Below are 14,817 nucleotides of genomic sequence, written 5' to 3'. Positions count from 1 at the left end.
CCCGCCGCCTGGGGTTCACCGGCTGCGCGACCACCAGTCGAGGCGCAGACACAGCTTCCCGCCGAGCCAGTACTCGACCCAGTCGCCCAGCTGCACCGGGGAACAGTTGGCCGGAGGCACGGCAGTGGCCGGTGCGGTCGGAGTGACGGGTACCGAGGGAGTGGCGGGAGTCGTCGGTGTAGTGCTTCCGCCGGGCTCGGTCGGCTGCGGGGCCGGGCCGTCCGTGCGGCCGAAGAGCACGGACCGGTAGACCTGCGAGGACCTGGGGTTGTCTGCGCACTGCCAGACACCGTGCGGACAGTAGTCCGTCAGCGTGTTGTAGAGCGGCTGGTGCGCGTCCATCCACGCGAGCATGCTCCGCATGTACGCGGAGTTGTCACCGTTGCGGAAGAGTCCCCACTCCGGGTAGGAGATGGGCTTTCCGTGCGCCTTCGCGAAGTCCACCTGGGCCTGGAGGCCGTACGGCTCCTTCACCTGCTCCTCGAACGACAGCCCGGTCGGCTGGTCGTACGAATCCATTCCGATGATGTCGACCGTGTCGTCCCCGGGGTAGCACTCCGTCCAGGGAACGGCGTCCCGGCCGCGGTTCGGGGCGAAGTCGAAACGGAACTTCTGGCCCGGCACCGCGCGCATCGTGGTGACGATCCGCTTCCAGTACGTCTTCCACGCCTGCGGGTCGGGTCCGCAGCGGTGGGTGTACGTGGTGCCGTTCATCTCCCAGCCGAGGACGACGACCGTGTCCGGCGCCTTCAGCTCGACCAGCCGCTCGGCGAGCGCGCGGAAGTGGCGGTCGAACGCCCCGTCGGCGGCCCGGCGCAGCAGCAGCCGTACCTCGGCGTCGGAGACGTTCTCCTCGTTGCGCTCCATCATCGGCACGTTGAGGACGAGCATCCGGTCGGCCTGCCGGGTACGCCAGTCCGCCCAGACGTCGAGGAAGCCGTGCCGGCCCTCGATGTTGGTCCAGCGGTCACCGGGCAGATAGGTGTGCCCGACGCGCAACTCGGCACCGCCCAGCCAGTGGCTGAGCTCGGCGATCCGGGCCACGCCTCGGGGGCCGTAGTCGAGGTAGGCGCCGAAGGCGGGGCTGATCTTCACCGGTGGGACCGGCGTGACCGGGACCGGCGGAACCGGCGAAACCGACGGAACCGGCGAAACCGACGGGACCGACGGAATCGGTGGGACTGGCGAGACCGAGGAAATCGGTGGGACCGGCGGGGTGCCCGTGGGTGTCGGAGCGGGAGGATCGGCGACCCGCGCCGTCCCCGCGGCGAAACCCGGACCCGACGCCAGGACGACCGACGCGGCGGCCGCCGCCATGGTGACCGCCAGCCGTCGGGAACGGGCCCCTCGCTGCTGTGAGGACATGCCTGCTCCTTTCTCTCCGATAACTGACACTCAGTCACATCAATATGACCAACGCCACCGCGGTTGCGGCTTTCGAGTGCACCGATCGCCCACCCGAGTGAAACCACCCGAAGGAAATGCCCGTGTCGCTGCTCGACACCCGCGTCCCCGCCGTCCTGCTGCGGATCGACCGGAACCCCTTTCACCACGGAACACTGGGAGCCGTGCGCTCACTCGGCAGGGCCGGGGTCCACGTCCATCTCGTCGCGGAGTCCACCGGAAGTCCGGTCCGCAGTTCCCGGTTCGTACGCCAGATCCACCCCCCGCCGCCGCCCGGCGCCTCCCTCGCCGACATCGCCGCCGCACTGCGCCGGATCGCGAACGGCGTCGTGCGTCCGGCCGTACTGATCCCGTTGGACGACGCGAGCGCCATCGCGGTGGGTCGGCTGCGTGAGGAACTGGCCCCCGCCTACCTGCTGCCGCAGCAGCCGGGCACGCTGCCCGAACGCGTGGCCGACAAGGCGGAACTGGCCGAGGTGTGCGCGGCGGCGGGGGTGCCCCATCCGGAGACGGTCGTCCCGGAGAGCGCGAAGCACGCCGCGAGCGCCGCCCGGGGACTGGGGCTCCCGTTGATCGCCAAGTGGAGCCGGCCCTGGCTGCTGCCCCCGGGGTCCGGGCTGCGCAGCACGGTCGTGATCCGCTCGGCGCAGGAGGCGCGGGACCTGTATCTGCGGACCGGGGAGGCCGGCAGCCGGCTGCTGCTGCAGGCCTTCCTGCCCCCGGGCCCCGACCGGGACTGGTTCTTCCACGGGTACGCCGACCGGTCGGGGGCGGTGTGCGGCGGCGGCCCCGGCGTCAAGTCACGGGCCTGGCCGCCCGGCGCGGGACTGACGGCGGTCGGCCGCTGGACACCCAACCCGCAGGTGCAGCTGCTCGCCGAGCGGCTGGCGGGCGAACTGGGCTACCGCGGCATCTTCGACCTCGACTTCCGCCGCTGCGGCACGACCGGGCGCTATCACCTGCTCGACTTCAACCCGCGCCCCGGGGCGCAGTTCCGGCTCTTCACCGACACCGCCGGGCTGGACGTCGTACGCGCACTGCACCTGGACCTGACCCACCGTCCGCTGCCGGACGGGTCGCCGCTGCCGGGGCGGGAGTTCGTGGTGGAGAACTACGCCCCGTTGAACGCGCTGCGGCCCGCCCCTCCCGCCGGCCGCGAACTGGCCTGGAACGCGCGCGACGACCGCGGGCCCGGGCGGGCGTTGTGGAGCCTGTGGGCACGCCATGTGTCGGGGCGGCTGCTGGATCGCGTGCGGGGAGCGGCGGGCGCGACCGCCTCCGCCGGCGAGTCGCCCACCGCCCTGTCCCCCGACCTGTCCGACCACGTCCCCGAGGACGTCCCAAATGACGTCCGCGATGACGTCTGCGACGAGAAAGCGAGCAGTTGCTGATGTACGACCTACTGGTGGTGGGCGCCGGGCCCTACGGCCTGTCCATCGCCTCCCACGCCGCGGCCGCCGGGCTCAGGCTGCGTGTCTTCGGCCGTCCCATGGCGTCCTGGCGTGACCACATGCCCCGCGGCATGTTCCTCAAGTCCGAGCCGTGGGCCTCCAACCTCTCGGACCCGGACGGCCGTTGGCAGCTGGACCGGTACTGCGCGGGCCAGGGGGTGGCGGCCCGGCACGGGGAGCCGATCCCGGTGGAGACGTTCGCCGAGTACGGCCTGTGGTTCGCGCGCCACACCGCGCCCGAGGTCGACGAACGCACGGTGATCCGCGTGACCCCCTGCCCCGGCGGCTTCGAGGCGCTCACCGAGGACGGGCAGGTCTTCCACGCCCGTACCGTCGCCCTGGCGGTCGGCGTGATCCCCTTCGTCGAGATCCCGCCGGCCCTGCGCGGCCTGCCCTCGTCCCTCGTCTCGCACAGCAGCCACCACGACGACCTCTCCCGCTTCCGCGGACGGGACGTGACGGTCGTCGGGGGCGGCCAGGCGGCACTGGAGACCGCGGCCCTGCTCGCCGAACAGGGCACCCGGGTACGGGTGTTGGTGCGCGCCGACCGCCTGTCCTGGAACGACGTGCCACCGCCGTGGGAACGCCCCTGGTGGCAGTCGGCCCGCGCCCCGCACAGCGGCCTGGGCTGCGGCTGGCGCAACTGGTTCTACGCCGAACGCCCCGGCCTCTTCCACCGCCTCCCGGAAGCGACCCGCACCCGCGTCTCCTCGACGGCACTCGGCCCGGCGGGCGCCTGGTGGGTGAGGGACCGGGTTGAGGGGGCGGTGGAGGTCCTGCCCGGTCACGAGGTCGCGGCGGCGGGCTCGGTGCGGGACGGGGCCGGAGTACGGCTGGAGGTGGTGCACCGGACCCGCGGCGAGGGGACCGGACTCCTGGGGACCCTGGAAACCGACCACGTCATCGCGGCCACCGGGTTCACGGCCACGTGTGACCGCCTGACTCTTCTCTCCCCCGACCTGCGCGCCGACCTCATGAGCAGCACGGCCGGTTCACCCCGGGTGACCTCCGTATTCGAGTCCTCGCACCGCGGCCTGTTCCTCGCCGGCCTGATCACCGCACCGGGCTTCGGCCCGGCGATGCGGTTCGTCCAGGGGGCGGCCTACACGGCGGGGACGCTGGTACGGGGGGTGCGGCGCCGACTGCGGGCCGGGGACGTGGGCGCGGTGGTTCCGGCGCCGGGGAGGCGGGGGCGCAGCGGGACACCGGCGGGTGCGCGCGGCTGACGACCGTCGAGCCCAGGGCCCGGTGGCCGCGGGTGCCGGACGTTCAGTATCCGGCACCCGGCGCACTACCGTCGGGAGGCGGCTCGGCCCCGGCGGTACAGGACGACCCCACCCACGATCATCGCGGCGCTGGCACCGGAAGCGGCCAGCATGGCCTCGGCACCGGTGTGGGGCAGCTGGGGCGGAGGCATGTGATGCCCACCGGGAGGCGGGGTGTTCTCGCCGCCTGGCGGTGGGGTGTGGTCACCACTCGGAGGTGGCGTGTGGTCCCCGGGGGGTGGCGTGTGGTCGCCCGGAGGCGGGGTGTGATCCCCACCGGGAGGCGGCGTGTGGTCACCGCCTGGAGGTGGGGTGTGATCACCGCCAGGGGGTGGCGTGTGGTCACCCGGAGGCGGGGTGTGACCCCCACCGGGAGGCGGCGTGTGATCGCCGGGCGGTGGCGTGTGGTCACCGCCCGGAGGTGGGCTGTGGTCACCGGGCGGAGGCGTGTGATGGTCGCCGGGCGGAGGTGTGTGGTGATCACCAGGCGGAGGTGTGTGATCGCCGGGCGGCGGGGTGTGATGGTCACCCGGAGGCGGCGTCTGATGGTCACCCGGAGGCGGCGTGTGGTCCCCGTACCCGCCCCCCTCCTCCTGCCCGGAGTCGCCGCCGTACCCGCCGTCCCCTTCCTGCCCGGAGTCGCCGCCGTAACCGGAGTCGTCGTCACCGTGCGGTGCGCTGCGTGAGCCGTGTCTGCCTGGACTCTGTTCACTGGCACAGGAGTTGGCGAACGCCGGATTGAGCGCGGCGACCACGTCGACGGAGTCTCCGCAGGCGTTGACCGGCACCTCGACGGGCGCCGCCACACTGTCGCCGGACAGGACGCCGGACGAATCCGTGGCGACCCCGCTCGCCTGTGTGTCGGCGAGGACGGGGCTGCTGCACAGGGACAGAATGCTTGTCGCGGCGGCGGCCGCGACCATTCCCCTACTCAGGGTCTGTCGCAATCTCGTTGTCTTCCTGCTTGTAGAAGTGGGAAAAGCCGGCCCCGGACGGAATGAGCGGTCCAAGGCCGGCCAGGTCAGCCGGTACGGCTGAGGTGTTACGTGGTCAGTGGTTCACGCACACGTTGCCGAACGCCGGGTTCAGCAGACCGACCGCGTTGATGGAGTTGCCGCACACGTTGATCGGGATGTGGATCGGAACCTGCACCACGTTGCCGGAGAGGACACCCGGGGAACCGATGGCGGCGCCCTGAGCGTCGGCGTCCGCGAAGGCCGGGGCGGCCACGCCGAAGGCCATGATCACGCCCGCGGCGACTGCGGCGGTCTTCTTCATGAGATTTCCCTTCTCTGCGGTCATGCCCCTTTGTCGGCATGTGACCGAGCGAGCACAGACGGAACGGCTCGCGTCATGACCTGCAGGCTGTAGAACGAGGGATAGCCGACGGAGAAACTACCGAACGCGTGGCGCGGGAGAATTCACTCGATTGCACTCCGCGGTCACTCTTTTCACCTTCGAGCGCGTGGCAAAAAGGTGCACGCAAAAAAGCGGAACGGCCCGCAGACAGTGCTGCGAGCCGCCCGGTCAGTCGGATTCGACTTACTTCTTGTCGTTGCTCTCGGAGTTGGCCGACAGAACCGACAGGTCCTCCAGGACGTGCGACAGCGCACCGTCCCGCTTGGCCTGGGTGGAGTTGTCGGAGCACTGCTGGGTCAGCTGGTCCGACAGGAGCTGAACGTCCTGAATGTTGACAGGGTTCAGGACGCCGACGTTGGTGTCGCTCAGGCCGAGGCACGGCTTGTTGAGCGTGCCCTGGACCAGCGAGAGCTGGGGGCTCATGTCACCCTTGGTCGCCGAATTGCCGAACGACGACGTGGCGCCGTTACCGTTGTGCACGGTCGGCCCGTTGTCGTTGCCGATGGCAAGCGCCGTCGGAGCTGCCGCCACCGACATTCCAACGACAGAAGCGGCGGCCGCCGCGGCGGCCATTGCCTTCTTAAGCACTTCGCGTTCCTTTCCTCGTAGCGACACAATGCCCTACTGCCACATCAACCCGGCAGGTGAGGAATGGTTGCGGGCGTTCACTCCATTGGCCCTATGGCTCTCCAGGGATACCCGGCGGGCATCGCGTTCCGGGGGGGGCTCCGGTCCGCTCTCCGCTATCCGCCGTAGGAGTGAACGGGAGAAACCTCGACGGGGGCACACAGTTAGCCAGAACGCTCCGGTCCACGGGGCTTCCTCAGAAAGGACTGGCCAGTGATCAAGAAGATTGTTGCCACCGCGGCGATGGCCGCGTCCGCCATGGGTGCCTCCGCCGCCGCGGCTCCGCAGGCACTGGCGATCGGCAACGACCAGGGGCCGACCGTGGCGAACGGCAACGGTGCCTGGCAGAGCTTCGGCAACTCGAGCACCTACGGGAACATGAGCCCGCAGATGGCGCTGATCCAGGGTTCCTTCAACAAGCCCTGCCTCGCTGTCAGCGACCTGGCCGTCGGCGCTGCCCAGCTCCTCAACGTCCAGGACGTGTCGATCCTGTCGGACCAGCAGACCCAGCAGTGTGCCGAGAACTCGACGCAGGCCAAGCGGGACGGTGCGCTGGCCCACCTGCTGGAGGACGTGTCGATCCTGTCCACCGCCCAGGAGTCCAACGGCAAGAAGTCCGACGACAAGAAGTCCGACCACTGATTCCGGGCCTCACTGGTCGAGGCCGAAGGGGTCGCCGAGCGTCTCGGCGGCCCCTTCGGCGCGTCAGCGCCGGTACAACGCCTCGATCTCCTGCGCGTAGGCCGCCGTCACCACGTGCCGCTTGACCTTGAGGGACGGGGTGAGCATGTCGTTGTCCTCGGTGAACTCCCCCTCGACCAGCCGGAACGCGCGGATCGACTCGGCGCGGGAGACGGCTGCGTTGGCGTGGTCGACGGCCTTCTGGATGTCGGCGCGCAGTCGTTCGTCCTTGACGAGTTCGGCGTGCGGGGTGTCGGCGGGCAGTCCCCGGACCGACAGCCAGTGGGCCATCGCCTCGGGGTCGAGGGTGATGAGGGCGGCGACGAAGGGGCGGTTGTCGCCGACGACGAGGCACTGGCCGACGGGGGCCTGGCTGCGCAGGCGGTCCTCCAGGACGGCCGGGGAGACGTTCTTGCCGCCGGAGGTGACGAGGAGGTCCTTCTTGCGGCCGGTGATGGTGAGATAGCCGTCCTCGTCGAGGGCGCCGAGGTCGCCGGTGGCGAACCACTCGTCCTTCAGGACCGCGTCGGTGGCCTCGGGGTTGTTCCAGTAGGCGCCGAAGACGACCCCGCCCTTGATGAGGACCTCGCCGTCGTCGGCGATGCGGATCGAGGTGCCGGGAATCGGCTGTCCGACCGTGCCGGGGCGGGGATGCAGGGGCGGGACGATGGTGGCGGCGGCGCTGGTCTCGGTGAGGCCGTAGCCCTCGTAGATGATGATCCCGGCCGCCGAGAAGAACAGGTTGAGCTCGCGGTCCAGGGGTGAGCCGCCGCTGATGGCGTAGCGCGTGCGGCCGCCGAGTTCCTTGCGGATACGGCGGTAGACCAGCAGGTCGTACAGGCCCCAGGCGGCGTAGAGACCGGGGCCCGGTCCCTTGCCCCGGCCCAGGAACCCGTTCAGGTACGCCTCGCCGAAGCGGACGCCGATGCGGTGGGCGCGGTCGAAGGAGGCGGCGCGGCCCATCTTCTCGGCGGTGGCGCGGCCGGTGGCGTGGATCTTCTCGAAGAGGTACGGCACGCCGACCAGGAAGGTGGGCCGGAACTCCTTGAGTGCCGGGCGCAGTTCGTCGGGCTTGATGCTCGGGCAGTGCCCGATCTCGATGCGGCCCATCAGACAGGCGATCTGCAGGGTGCGGCCCATGATGTGGGCGAGCGGGAGGAAGAGGAGGGTGGAGGCGGTCTGGTCGGTGACCTCCTTGAAGATGGGGTGGAGCAGCTCGACGGTGTTGGCGGCCTCGGCGTGCAGGTTGGCGTGGGTGAGGACGCAGCCCTTGGGGCGGCCGGTGGTGCCGGAGGTGTAGCAGACGGTGGCGATGGTGTCGGGGGTCAGGGCGGCGCGGCGCTTGGTGACCTCCTCGTCGGGGAGGTCGTGGCCGAGGGCGGTGAGGTCGTCGAGGGCTTCCGAGTCCAACTGCCAGACGCGGGGCCTGACCTGGTGCCCCGCGGTGCCGGCGGTGACCGTCGCCGCGTTCTCGTCGTTCTCGGCCACGATGTGGCGGGCACCGGAGTCGCGGACGATCCAGTCCACCTGCTCGGCGGAGGAGGTGGCGTAGACGGGGACGGTCTGGCCGCCGGCCGCCCAGATCGCGAAGTCCAGGACCGTCCACTCGTAGCGGGTGCGGGACATCACGGCGACGCGGCCGCCGGGTTCGACCCCGGCGGCGATCAACCCCTTGGCCACCGCGGTCACTTCGCGGGCGAAGGCGGCGGCCGTGACGGGCTTCCAGGTCCCCTTCTCCTTGCGGTGCAGCACCACCGCGTCGGGCGCCTCGGCCGCGTTGGTGAACGGCAGGTCGGCGATGCTCCCGGTGGTCGGACGCGGGGCGAGGGCCGGCGTCCGGGCCTCCCGTACGACACCGTCCTCGTCCCTGATGACCTCGACCTCGGTGCGACTCGCCAGGTCGGTGCGGCGTTTCGCCCTCTTGAGGTCTTTGCGTACGCCCATGGTGGCTCCCCGGTCGGCTCCGACTGGGTGGCTAACTTACTCACAAGTAAGAAAAGGTCAATGGGTCCGGCGTCAGTCCGAGAGCTGCCGGGCCTGGCGGATGGTGTCGGCGAGCTGACGGACCGCGCTGTCCTCGGTCCGGTCCGCCAACTTCTCTGCCCAGTCGGCGAGTTCACTCAGGGAGGGCCTGCCCGGCAGGTGGTTGTCGGCGTCGTCCCGGAGGGCGTCGGCGAAGTAGGCGGCCACCGCGTCGACCTGGAAGCGGGGGTTCGCCTCCCGCAGCGAACCGTCGAAGGTCTCCAGTGCGGCCGAGTTCTCGTGCGGGGCCCGGGTCTTGGGGTCCTGCCAGCGCACGGTGGCCGTGGCGAGGTGGCCGTCGGCGCCGGGGCGGGTATGGACGGCGTAGAGGGCGGTGACCGTGTGGCCGGGGCCGACCTCGCCACCGTCCACGCGGTCGTCGCGGAAGTCGTCGTCGGCGACGCGTCGGTCGTCGTAGCCGATGAGGCGGAAGGAGGCCACGGTCGCGGGGTCGAAGGCGACCTGGGCCTTGGCGTCGCGGGCGGTCAGGTCGATGTTCTGCGGGAGCTGTTCGCAGAAGACCTTCTCGGCGTCGTCGCCGGAGACGTAGACGGTGTGGCCGTCGCCCTTGTCGGCGAGGCGTTCCATGAGGGCGTCGCCGTAGTCGCTGCCGACGCCGATGCCGAAGAGGGTGATGCCGTGCTCGCGGCGGGCGGTGTCGATGCGGTGGAGGATGGCGTCGGCGTCGGTCTCGCCGTCGTTGGCGAGGGCGTCGGAGATGAGGACGACCCGGTTGGTGGCTCCCTTGCGCAGGCCCTCGACGGCCGTCTTGTAGCCGGTCTCGACGCCCGCGCCGAGGTTGGTGGAGTACGTCGGCTCCAGGCTGTCGATCGCCTCGCGGATCCGGTCGCGGTGGCCGCCGAGGCGGGTCATCGGCAGGACCTTCCTGGCCTTGTCGCTGAAGGTGACGAGGGCGACCGAGTCGTCGTCGCGCAGCCGTTTCGTCATGGTGTCCAGGGACCGCTGGGCGAGGTCGAGGCGGCCGGGCTCGGACATGGAGCCGGAGATGTCGATGACGAAGGTGAGGGCGGCGGGCGCGCGGTCGTCCGCGTTGTCCGGTGCGCTCCTCGTGGCCAGGCCCACGCGGACCAGGGACCAGTCGTCGCGGTCGGTGCGGGCGCCGTCGACGGTGACCGTGAAGCCGTTGCCGTCGGGGCGCTTGTAGTCCTGGCGGAAGCTGTTGACGAACTCCTCGGGGCGGATCGTCGAGGGGGCGGGGTGCTGTCCGTCGGCGAGGGTGCGGCGGGCGTAGCCGTAGGAGGCGGTGTCCACGTCGAGGGCGAAGGTGGAGAGGTAGTCGGGGGACGGGGTGACCTCGCGGGACCCGTCGGAGTGCTGTTCGCCCTGTGGCTGGTCCGGGGCCGGGAAGGCCGGGGCGTTCGAGCCGCCCCTCGCCTTGTTCGCGCTGCTGTCTCCGCTGTCGCCGGCACCGCAACCGGTGAGCAGCAGGCCGCCCGCCAGTGTGAGGGCGAGCATCACCTGTCGTGTCCGCTGTCGCTCCATCGTCCGTACCCCCTGGGCCTGTTGACGTCGGCTTCTGTCGACTGTGACGGGCCGGGGGGCCGGAACGTGCGCTACGGAGCGTTGCGGATGGGTCTCAAAGGGGGCACGGAGAACGGCCGTCGAGACCGGTGGGAGATCTTCCGTTGACCTAGGAGACCACGTCCTTGCGGGCAAAACCCCTGAAGGCCAGGGCGAACAGCACCAGGGCGAGCGTTATCGAGAGCGAGGTGCCCTGGATCATGTCGGACCACTGCAGTTTCGGCTGTACGGCGTCCAGCCAGGCGTACTGCCAGTGCGAGGGCAGGAAGTCGCGCCAGTCACCGAGGGCTGTCACCTGGTCCAGCACATTGCCGACGATGGTCAGGCCGACCGCGCCGCCGACCGCGCCGAGGGGGGCGTCGGTGCGGGTGGAGAGCCAGAACGCCAGGGCCGCGGTGACGAGTTGGGAGACGAAGATGTACGCCACCGTGACCAGCAGGCGCTGGGCCGCCGCGCCCGGTTCCAGTGAGCCGCCGGTGGGGAGCTGGAGCGGGCCCCAGCCGTAGGCGGCGGTGCCGACCGCGAGGGCGACCAGCGGGAGCAGGACCATCGCGGCCAGGCTGAGACCGAGGCCGACGACGAGCTTGGACCACAGCAGGCGGGCCCTCGGCACGGGTGCGGCGAGCAGATAGCGCAGCGAGGACCAGCCGGCCTCGGAGGCGACCGTGTCCCCGCAGAACAGCGCGACCGGGACGACCAGCAGGAAGCCCGCGGAGGCGAAGAGGTTCACCGCGGCGAAGTTCGCCCCGGACACCGTCGCCGTGTCCATCAGGTTGACCCGGTTGTTGCCCGAGCCCGGGCCGCCGCCCAGCTGGAAGGCGATCAGCAGGACGAGGGGCAGGGCGACGAGGATGCCGAACATGACGAGGGTGCGGCGGCGCTTCAACTGCCGTACCAGCTCGACCCGGACCGGCAGCGTGCGGCCCGCGCGGTAACCGTCGGCGACCTCCGCGCGCTCGGTCAGCGTGCTGCTCATGCGGAGTCTCCGATCAGGGTGAGGAAGGCGTCTTCGAGGCGGCGGTGGGGGCCCACCGACTCCACGGGGACTTCCAGCCGGACGAGTTCGGCGACCAGGCGGGCCGCGCTGCCGTCCGCGTCGAGCCGTACGAGCAGGCCGTCGTCGGTGGTGACCGCGGACGCCACGCCCGGCAGGGCGGCCACCTTCTCGGCCACCGGCTCCTCGACCGGTACGGCCGTGCCGACCAGGAGGGTGTCGCCGGAGCCGATGATCTCGCCGACCGGGCCCGCCTGCACCAGCTTGCCGTGGTCCATGACGACGAGGTGGGTGCAGGACTGCTCGACCTCCGAGAGGAGGTGGCTGGAGACGATGACCGTGCGGCCCGCCGCCGCGTAGCGGATCATCACCTCCCGCATCTCGCGGATCTGCGGCGGGTCGAGACCGTTGGTCGGTTCGTCGAGGATGAGCAGGTCCGGCATGCCGAGCATGGCCTGGGCGATGGCCAGGCGCTGGCGCATGCCCTGCGAGTAGGTGCGCACCGCGCGGGACAGCGCGTCGCCGAGACCGGCGATCTCCAGCGCCTCGTCCAGGTGGGCGTCCTCGGCCGGGCGGCCGGTGGCCCGCCAGTACAGCTCCAGGTTCTCCCGGCCCGACAGGTGCGGGAGGAAGCCCGCCCCTTCGACGAACGCGCCGACACGGGAGAGCACGGGGGCGCCGGGCGCGATCGCGTGCCCGAAGACGCGGACCTCGCCGCCGTCCGGCCTGATCAGGCCCATCAGCATGCGCAGGGTGGTCGTCTTGCCCGCGCCGTTCGGGCCGAGCAGGCCGAGGACCTGGCCCTTCTCCACGCGGAAGGAGAGGTCGCGGACCGCGTAACGGTCGGCGGACCTGGCGTACCGCTTGCTCAAGTCGGTTATCTGAAGGGGGACTTCGGTCAGCTCCGGCTCGGGGGCCGCGGGGGCCGTCGTACGGCGGCGGCCCGTCACCACCAGGATCAGGGCGAGCACCGCGCCGGCCAGCGGCAGCCACCACACCCAGGCGGGCAGGGGGGCCTGGGTGTTCTTCGCGCTGAGGGCCGCGGGGACGTCCAGGTGGCTCTTGAGGGAGACGGTGTACGTCGCCGGGGCCGTCGGGGAGGCGTAGCCGAGGTCCGTGGAGGCGAGGACCAGGCGCAGGCGGTGGCCGTCGTCGATGTGGTGGTCGATCGCCGGGAGGGTGATCGTGACGTCCTTGCCCGCCTTGGCGCCCGTCACCCGGAGGGGCTCGACGAGCTGGGAGGGCAGGATCTGCTGCCCGTTCGGGCCGACGTCGTACAGCTTGGCGAAGAGGACGGCGTCGTCGGTCGTCGACTTCACGTGGACGGTGACCGTGGGCGAGCCGGTGATCCGGAGGTCGTCCTTGACCGGGGCCGACTCGAAGGCGGCGTACTGGCCCGGGAAGTCGAGGGAGACGCCGACACCGAGGGAGGAGAGCTGGGAGAGGCCGCCGCCGCCGAGGCCGGGGAGGGCCGAGACGGCGGGCGGGCTGGCGCCGGCCGGGTTGGCGAAGTCCTGTTCGCGGCCGGTCAGGGTGATCCCGTGCTCGTGGCTCTCCAGGCCCGGGTAGGTGTCGGCGGTGACGCCGGTGAGGCGGCTCTCGCCGTCGCCGGTGTCGGTGCCGAGGGTGCGGGTGACACGGAAGGCGGGGCCGGTGTCGGCGGACTTGTCGTCCTTGAGGTAGCGGTCGAACCAGTGGGCCACGCGGGACTGGACCCGGCTCGTCTCCAGGTCGCCGCCGTCATGGCCGCCCGCGATCCAGTCGACGTACACGGGGGCGCCGTTGGCGCGGATCGCCTTCGCGGCGGCGTCGGCCTGGTTCAGGGGGAAGAGGGAGTCCGTCTGGCCCTGCACGAGGAGGGTGGGGACCTTGATGTCCTTGGCGACGGCCGACGGGGAGCGCTCCTCCAGCATCTTCTCGGCCTGCGCGTCCGGGACGCCGGACTGGGCCACCCGCTGGTACATCGCGCAGATCTGCGGCTCGAACTCGGCGCAGCCGCCCGCGGAGTTGACGAAGATACCGGCCCAGAGCTTCTTGAAGACGCCGTTCGGGAACAGGGCGTCCGAGAGGTTCCAGTACGTGATCGACGGGGCGATGGCGTCCACGCGGTGGTCGTGGCCGGCGGCGAGGAGGGAGATCGCGCCGCCGTAGCTCGCGCCCGCCACGCCGACCCGGGGGTCGCCTGGCTTGTCGAGCTGGACCTGGGGCTGCTTCGCCAGCCAGTCGATCAGCTTGCTGACGTCCTTGACCTCGGTGTCGGGGTCGTTGAGGCCCACTTTTCCGGTGGACCTGCCGAAGCCGCGGGCGGACCAGGTGAGGACCGCGTAGCCGTCTCTCGCGAGGTCTTCGGCTTGCTCGCGCACGTCGTTCTTGCTGCCGCCGAAGCCGTGGCCCAGGAGGACCGCGGGGCGCCTCTCGGTGCCGTTCGCCGTGAAGTACGAGGTGTCGATGCGGACGCCGTCGAGCGCCATGATCTGGTCGGTGCGGTGCACGGGGGGCGGGTCGTCAGAGGCGGCGGCCGTCCATGTCCCGGCAGCGGCGAGCACGACGACGGAGGCCGCGGCGGCGATCCACCGTGGCCTCCGGAGGCGTCGAAGATCCATGTGTCAACGGTACGGGGTGAAACTGTCGGTTACGTGTCCACCGAAGACTGAACTCCGGGCCATCCTGGGGGTGGATGGGAGCTCGTGGCGTACAGCGGGTGCGGTACGGCTACGAGCTCGGGCTGTCCTTCTTTTGGCCGTCTGCTGCGCCGTCGTGGCTGGTCGCGCCCACGCGGCGGAGCCGCACATCGATACAGCCCCGCGCCCCTGGTGGGTTCACGCATCCGGAATCGAGACGAGCCACCGTGTTTCCCTGCGCGGGCGGAGGTACAGGGCCCAGTAGACGGTCGCCGCCGCCGTGATGCCGCCCGTCCACAGCAGGTACTCCGTCTCCTGCTGGGTCAGGATGTAGGCGAGGACCGCTATCAGGAGGACCGGCATCGCGGGCCACAACGGCATGCGCCAGGCCGGGGTGTGCCGGTGGCCGCCCCGGCGGGACAGCAGCGCGGCGATCGCGACGAGCAGGTACATGCCCGTCACCGAGACGCCTGTGACGCCGTAGAGCGTGTCCAGGTTCACGAAGCACAGGGCCGCTCCCGGGATGCCCACCGCGAGGGTGGCGACCCACGGGGAGCCGAAGCGGCCGAGCCTGGAGAAGACGTGGTTGACCGGGGCGGGCCAGGCCTTGTCCCGTGCCGAGGCGAACAGGACGCGGGAGTTCTGGATGACCATGACGATGCCGGCGTTGATGATCGCCAGGGCGACGCACAGGCTGACGAAGGTGCCGACCGCGGAGTCGGACCAGGCCGTGACCATGCTGGAGATGTCACCGCCGGTCAGTTCGGTCAGGTCGGAGGCGCCCAGGGTGATCGCGGCCACCGGGACCAGGATGATCACGGTGGAGATGGCGAGGGTGGCCAGGACCGTGC

General features: G+C 71.0%; 12 protein-coding genes. 3 read left to right on the top strand and 9 right to left on the bottom strand.

Translation table 11 applies throughout. The features are described 5' to 3' along the window. Positions 1-15: 15 nt before the first annotated feature. Positions 16-1,365, bottom strand: a complete 1,350-nt coding sequence (locus tag ACFVYN_RS01970) for a glycoside hydrolase family 26 protein (protein WP_389991088.1) — start codon at positions 1,363-1,365, stop codon at positions 16-18. A gap of 116 nt (positions 1,366-1,481) precedes the next feature. Between ACFVYN_RS01970 and ACFVYN_RS01965 the strand changes: the two genes are divergently transcribed. Then, complete coding sequence (locus ACFVYN_RS01965; protein ID WP_389991085.1) at positions 1,482-2,795, top strand: ATP-grasp domain-containing protein; 1,314 nt, start codon at positions 1,482-1,484, stop codon at positions 2,793-2,795. Next, positions 2,795-4,081 carry an NAD(P)-binding domain-containing protein gene (locus tag ACFVYN_RS01960; protein WP_389991082.1) on the top strand — a complete coding sequence of 429 codons (1,287 nt, stop codon included), beginning with the start codon at positions 2,795-2,797 and terminating at the stop codon, positions 4,079-4,081. The genes ACFVYN_RS01965 and ACFVYN_RS01960 overlap by 1 nt, the downstream gene beginning before the upstream one ends. Before the next feature lie 65 nt (positions 4,082-4,146). Here ACFVYN_RS01960 and ACFVYN_RS01955 read toward each other — a convergent pair whose 3' ends face one another. From ACFVYN_RS01955 to ACFVYN_RS01945, 3 genes are all read right to left on the bottom strand, one after another. Next, the gene (locus ACFVYN_RS01955) at positions 4,147-5,043 is read right to left on the bottom strand and encodes a chaplin (RefSeq protein ID WP_389991079.1); all 897 of its coding nucleotides are present in this window, start codon (positions 5,041-5,043) and stop codon (positions 4,147-4,149) included. Positions 5,044-5,170: 127 nt separating this feature from the next. Continuing rightward, positions 5,171-5,398 (bottom strand): chaplin, encoded by a 228-nt coding sequence (locus tag ACFVYN_RS01950; protein WP_389991076.1) that lies wholly within the window; start codon positions 5,396-5,398, stop codon positions 5,171-5,173. Between the two features lie 264 nt (positions 5,399-5,662). After that, on the bottom strand, positions 5,663-6,067 hold the full coding sequence (locus tag ACFVYN_RS01945) for a rodlin (RefSeq protein WP_389991073.1): 405 nt from the start codon (positions 6,065-6,067) through the stop codon (positions 5,663-5,665). A 252-nt stretch (positions 6,068-6,319) separates the two neighbouring features. On the opposite strand from ACFVYN_RS01945, the gene ACFVYN_RS01940 reads away from it, so the two are divergent. Then, entirely contained in the window at positions 6,320-6,748 is a 429-nt protein-coding gene (locus ACFVYN_RS01940) for a rodlin (RefSeq protein WP_389991070.1), read from the top strand. A 63-nt stretch (positions 6,749-6,811) separates the two neighbouring features. Here the strand turns inward: ACFVYN_RS01940 and ACFVYN_RS01935 are convergent, their stop codons facing one another. The 5 genes from ACFVYN_RS01935 to ACFVYN_RS01915 all read right to left on the bottom strand — a co-directional run. Continuing rightward, positions 6,812-8,731 (bottom strand): AMP-dependent synthetase/ligase, encoded by a 1,920-nt coding sequence (locus ACFVYN_RS01935; RefSeq protein WP_389991067.1) that lies wholly within the window; start codon positions 8,729-8,731, stop codon positions 6,812-6,814. Between the two features lie 72 nt (positions 8,732-8,803). After that, positions 8,804-10,312: a von Willebrand factor type A domain-containing protein gene (locus tag ACFVYN_RS01930; RefSeq protein WP_389991064.1), complete on the bottom strand. Its 1,509-nt coding sequence runs from the start codon at positions 10,310-10,312 to the stop codon at positions 8,804-8,806. Positions 10,313-10,460: 148 nt separating this feature from the next. Then, complete coding sequence (locus tag ACFVYN_RS01925) at positions 10,461-11,327, bottom strand: ABC transporter permease (RefSeq protein ID WP_389991061.1); 867 nt, start codon at positions 11,325-11,327, stop codon at positions 10,461-10,463. Further along, complete coding sequence (locus tag ACFVYN_RS01920) at positions 11,324-13,948, bottom strand: CocE/NonD family hydrolase (protein WP_389991058.1); 2,625 nt, start codon at positions 13,946-13,948, stop codon at positions 11,324-11,326. The genes ACFVYN_RS01925 and ACFVYN_RS01920 overlap by 4 nt, the downstream gene beginning before the upstream one ends. A gap of 216 nt (positions 13,949-14,164) precedes the next feature. After that, positions 14,165-14,817, bottom strand: a 653-nt coding sequence (locus ACFVYN_RS01915; protein WP_389991055.1) for an amino acid permease, incomplete at its 5' end; no start/stop codon positions are given.

This window comes from Streptomyces sp. NPDC058307 (assembly GCF_042880295.1).
Taxonomy (GTDB): Bacteria; Actinomycetota; Actinomycetes; order Streptomycetales; family Streptomycetaceae; genus Streptomyces.
Note: the sequence above shows the minus strand (reverse complement) of the source record. Positions and strands in the feature narration are given on the sequence as shown.

Bases quoted from the DNA above. Each gene is read 5' to 3' on its own strand.
- ACFVYN_RS01970 (WP_389991088.1), bottom strand. From the start codon at position 1,365: ATGTCCTCACAGCAGCGAGGGGCCCGTTCCCGACGGCTGGCGGTCACC.
- ACFVYN_RS01965 (WP_389991085.1), top strand. From the start codon at position 1,482: ATGCCCGTGTCGCTGCTCGACACCCGCGTCCCCGCCGTCCTGCTGCGG.
- ACFVYN_RS01960 (WP_389991082.1), top strand. From the start codon at position 2,795: ATGTACGACCTACTGGTGGTGGGCGCCGGGCCCTACGGCCTGTCCATC.
- ACFVYN_RS01955 (WP_389991079.1), bottom strand. From the start codon at position 5,043: ATGGTCGCGGCCGCCGCCGCGACAAGCATTCTGTCCCTGTGCAGCAGC.
- ACFVYN_RS01950 (WP_389991076.1), bottom strand. From the start codon at position 5,398: ATGAAGAAGACCGCCGCAGTCGCCGCGGGCGTGATCATGGCCTTCGGC.
- ACFVYN_RS01935 (WP_389991067.1), bottom strand. From the start codon at position 8,731: ATGGGCGTACGCAAAGACCTCAAGAGGGCGAAACGCCGCACCGACCTG.
- ACFVYN_RS01930 (WP_389991064.1), bottom strand. From the start codon at position 10,312: ATGGAGCGACAGCGGACACGACAGGTGATGCTCGCCCTCACACTGGCG.
- ACFVYN_RS01925 (WP_389991061.1), bottom strand. From the start codon at position 11,327: ATGAGCAGCACGCTGACCGAGCGCGCGGAGGTCGCCGACGGTTACCGC.
- ACFVYN_RS01920 (WP_389991058.1), bottom strand. From the start codon at position 13,948: ATGGATCTTCGACGCCTCCGGAGGCCACGGTGGATCGCCGCCGCGGCC.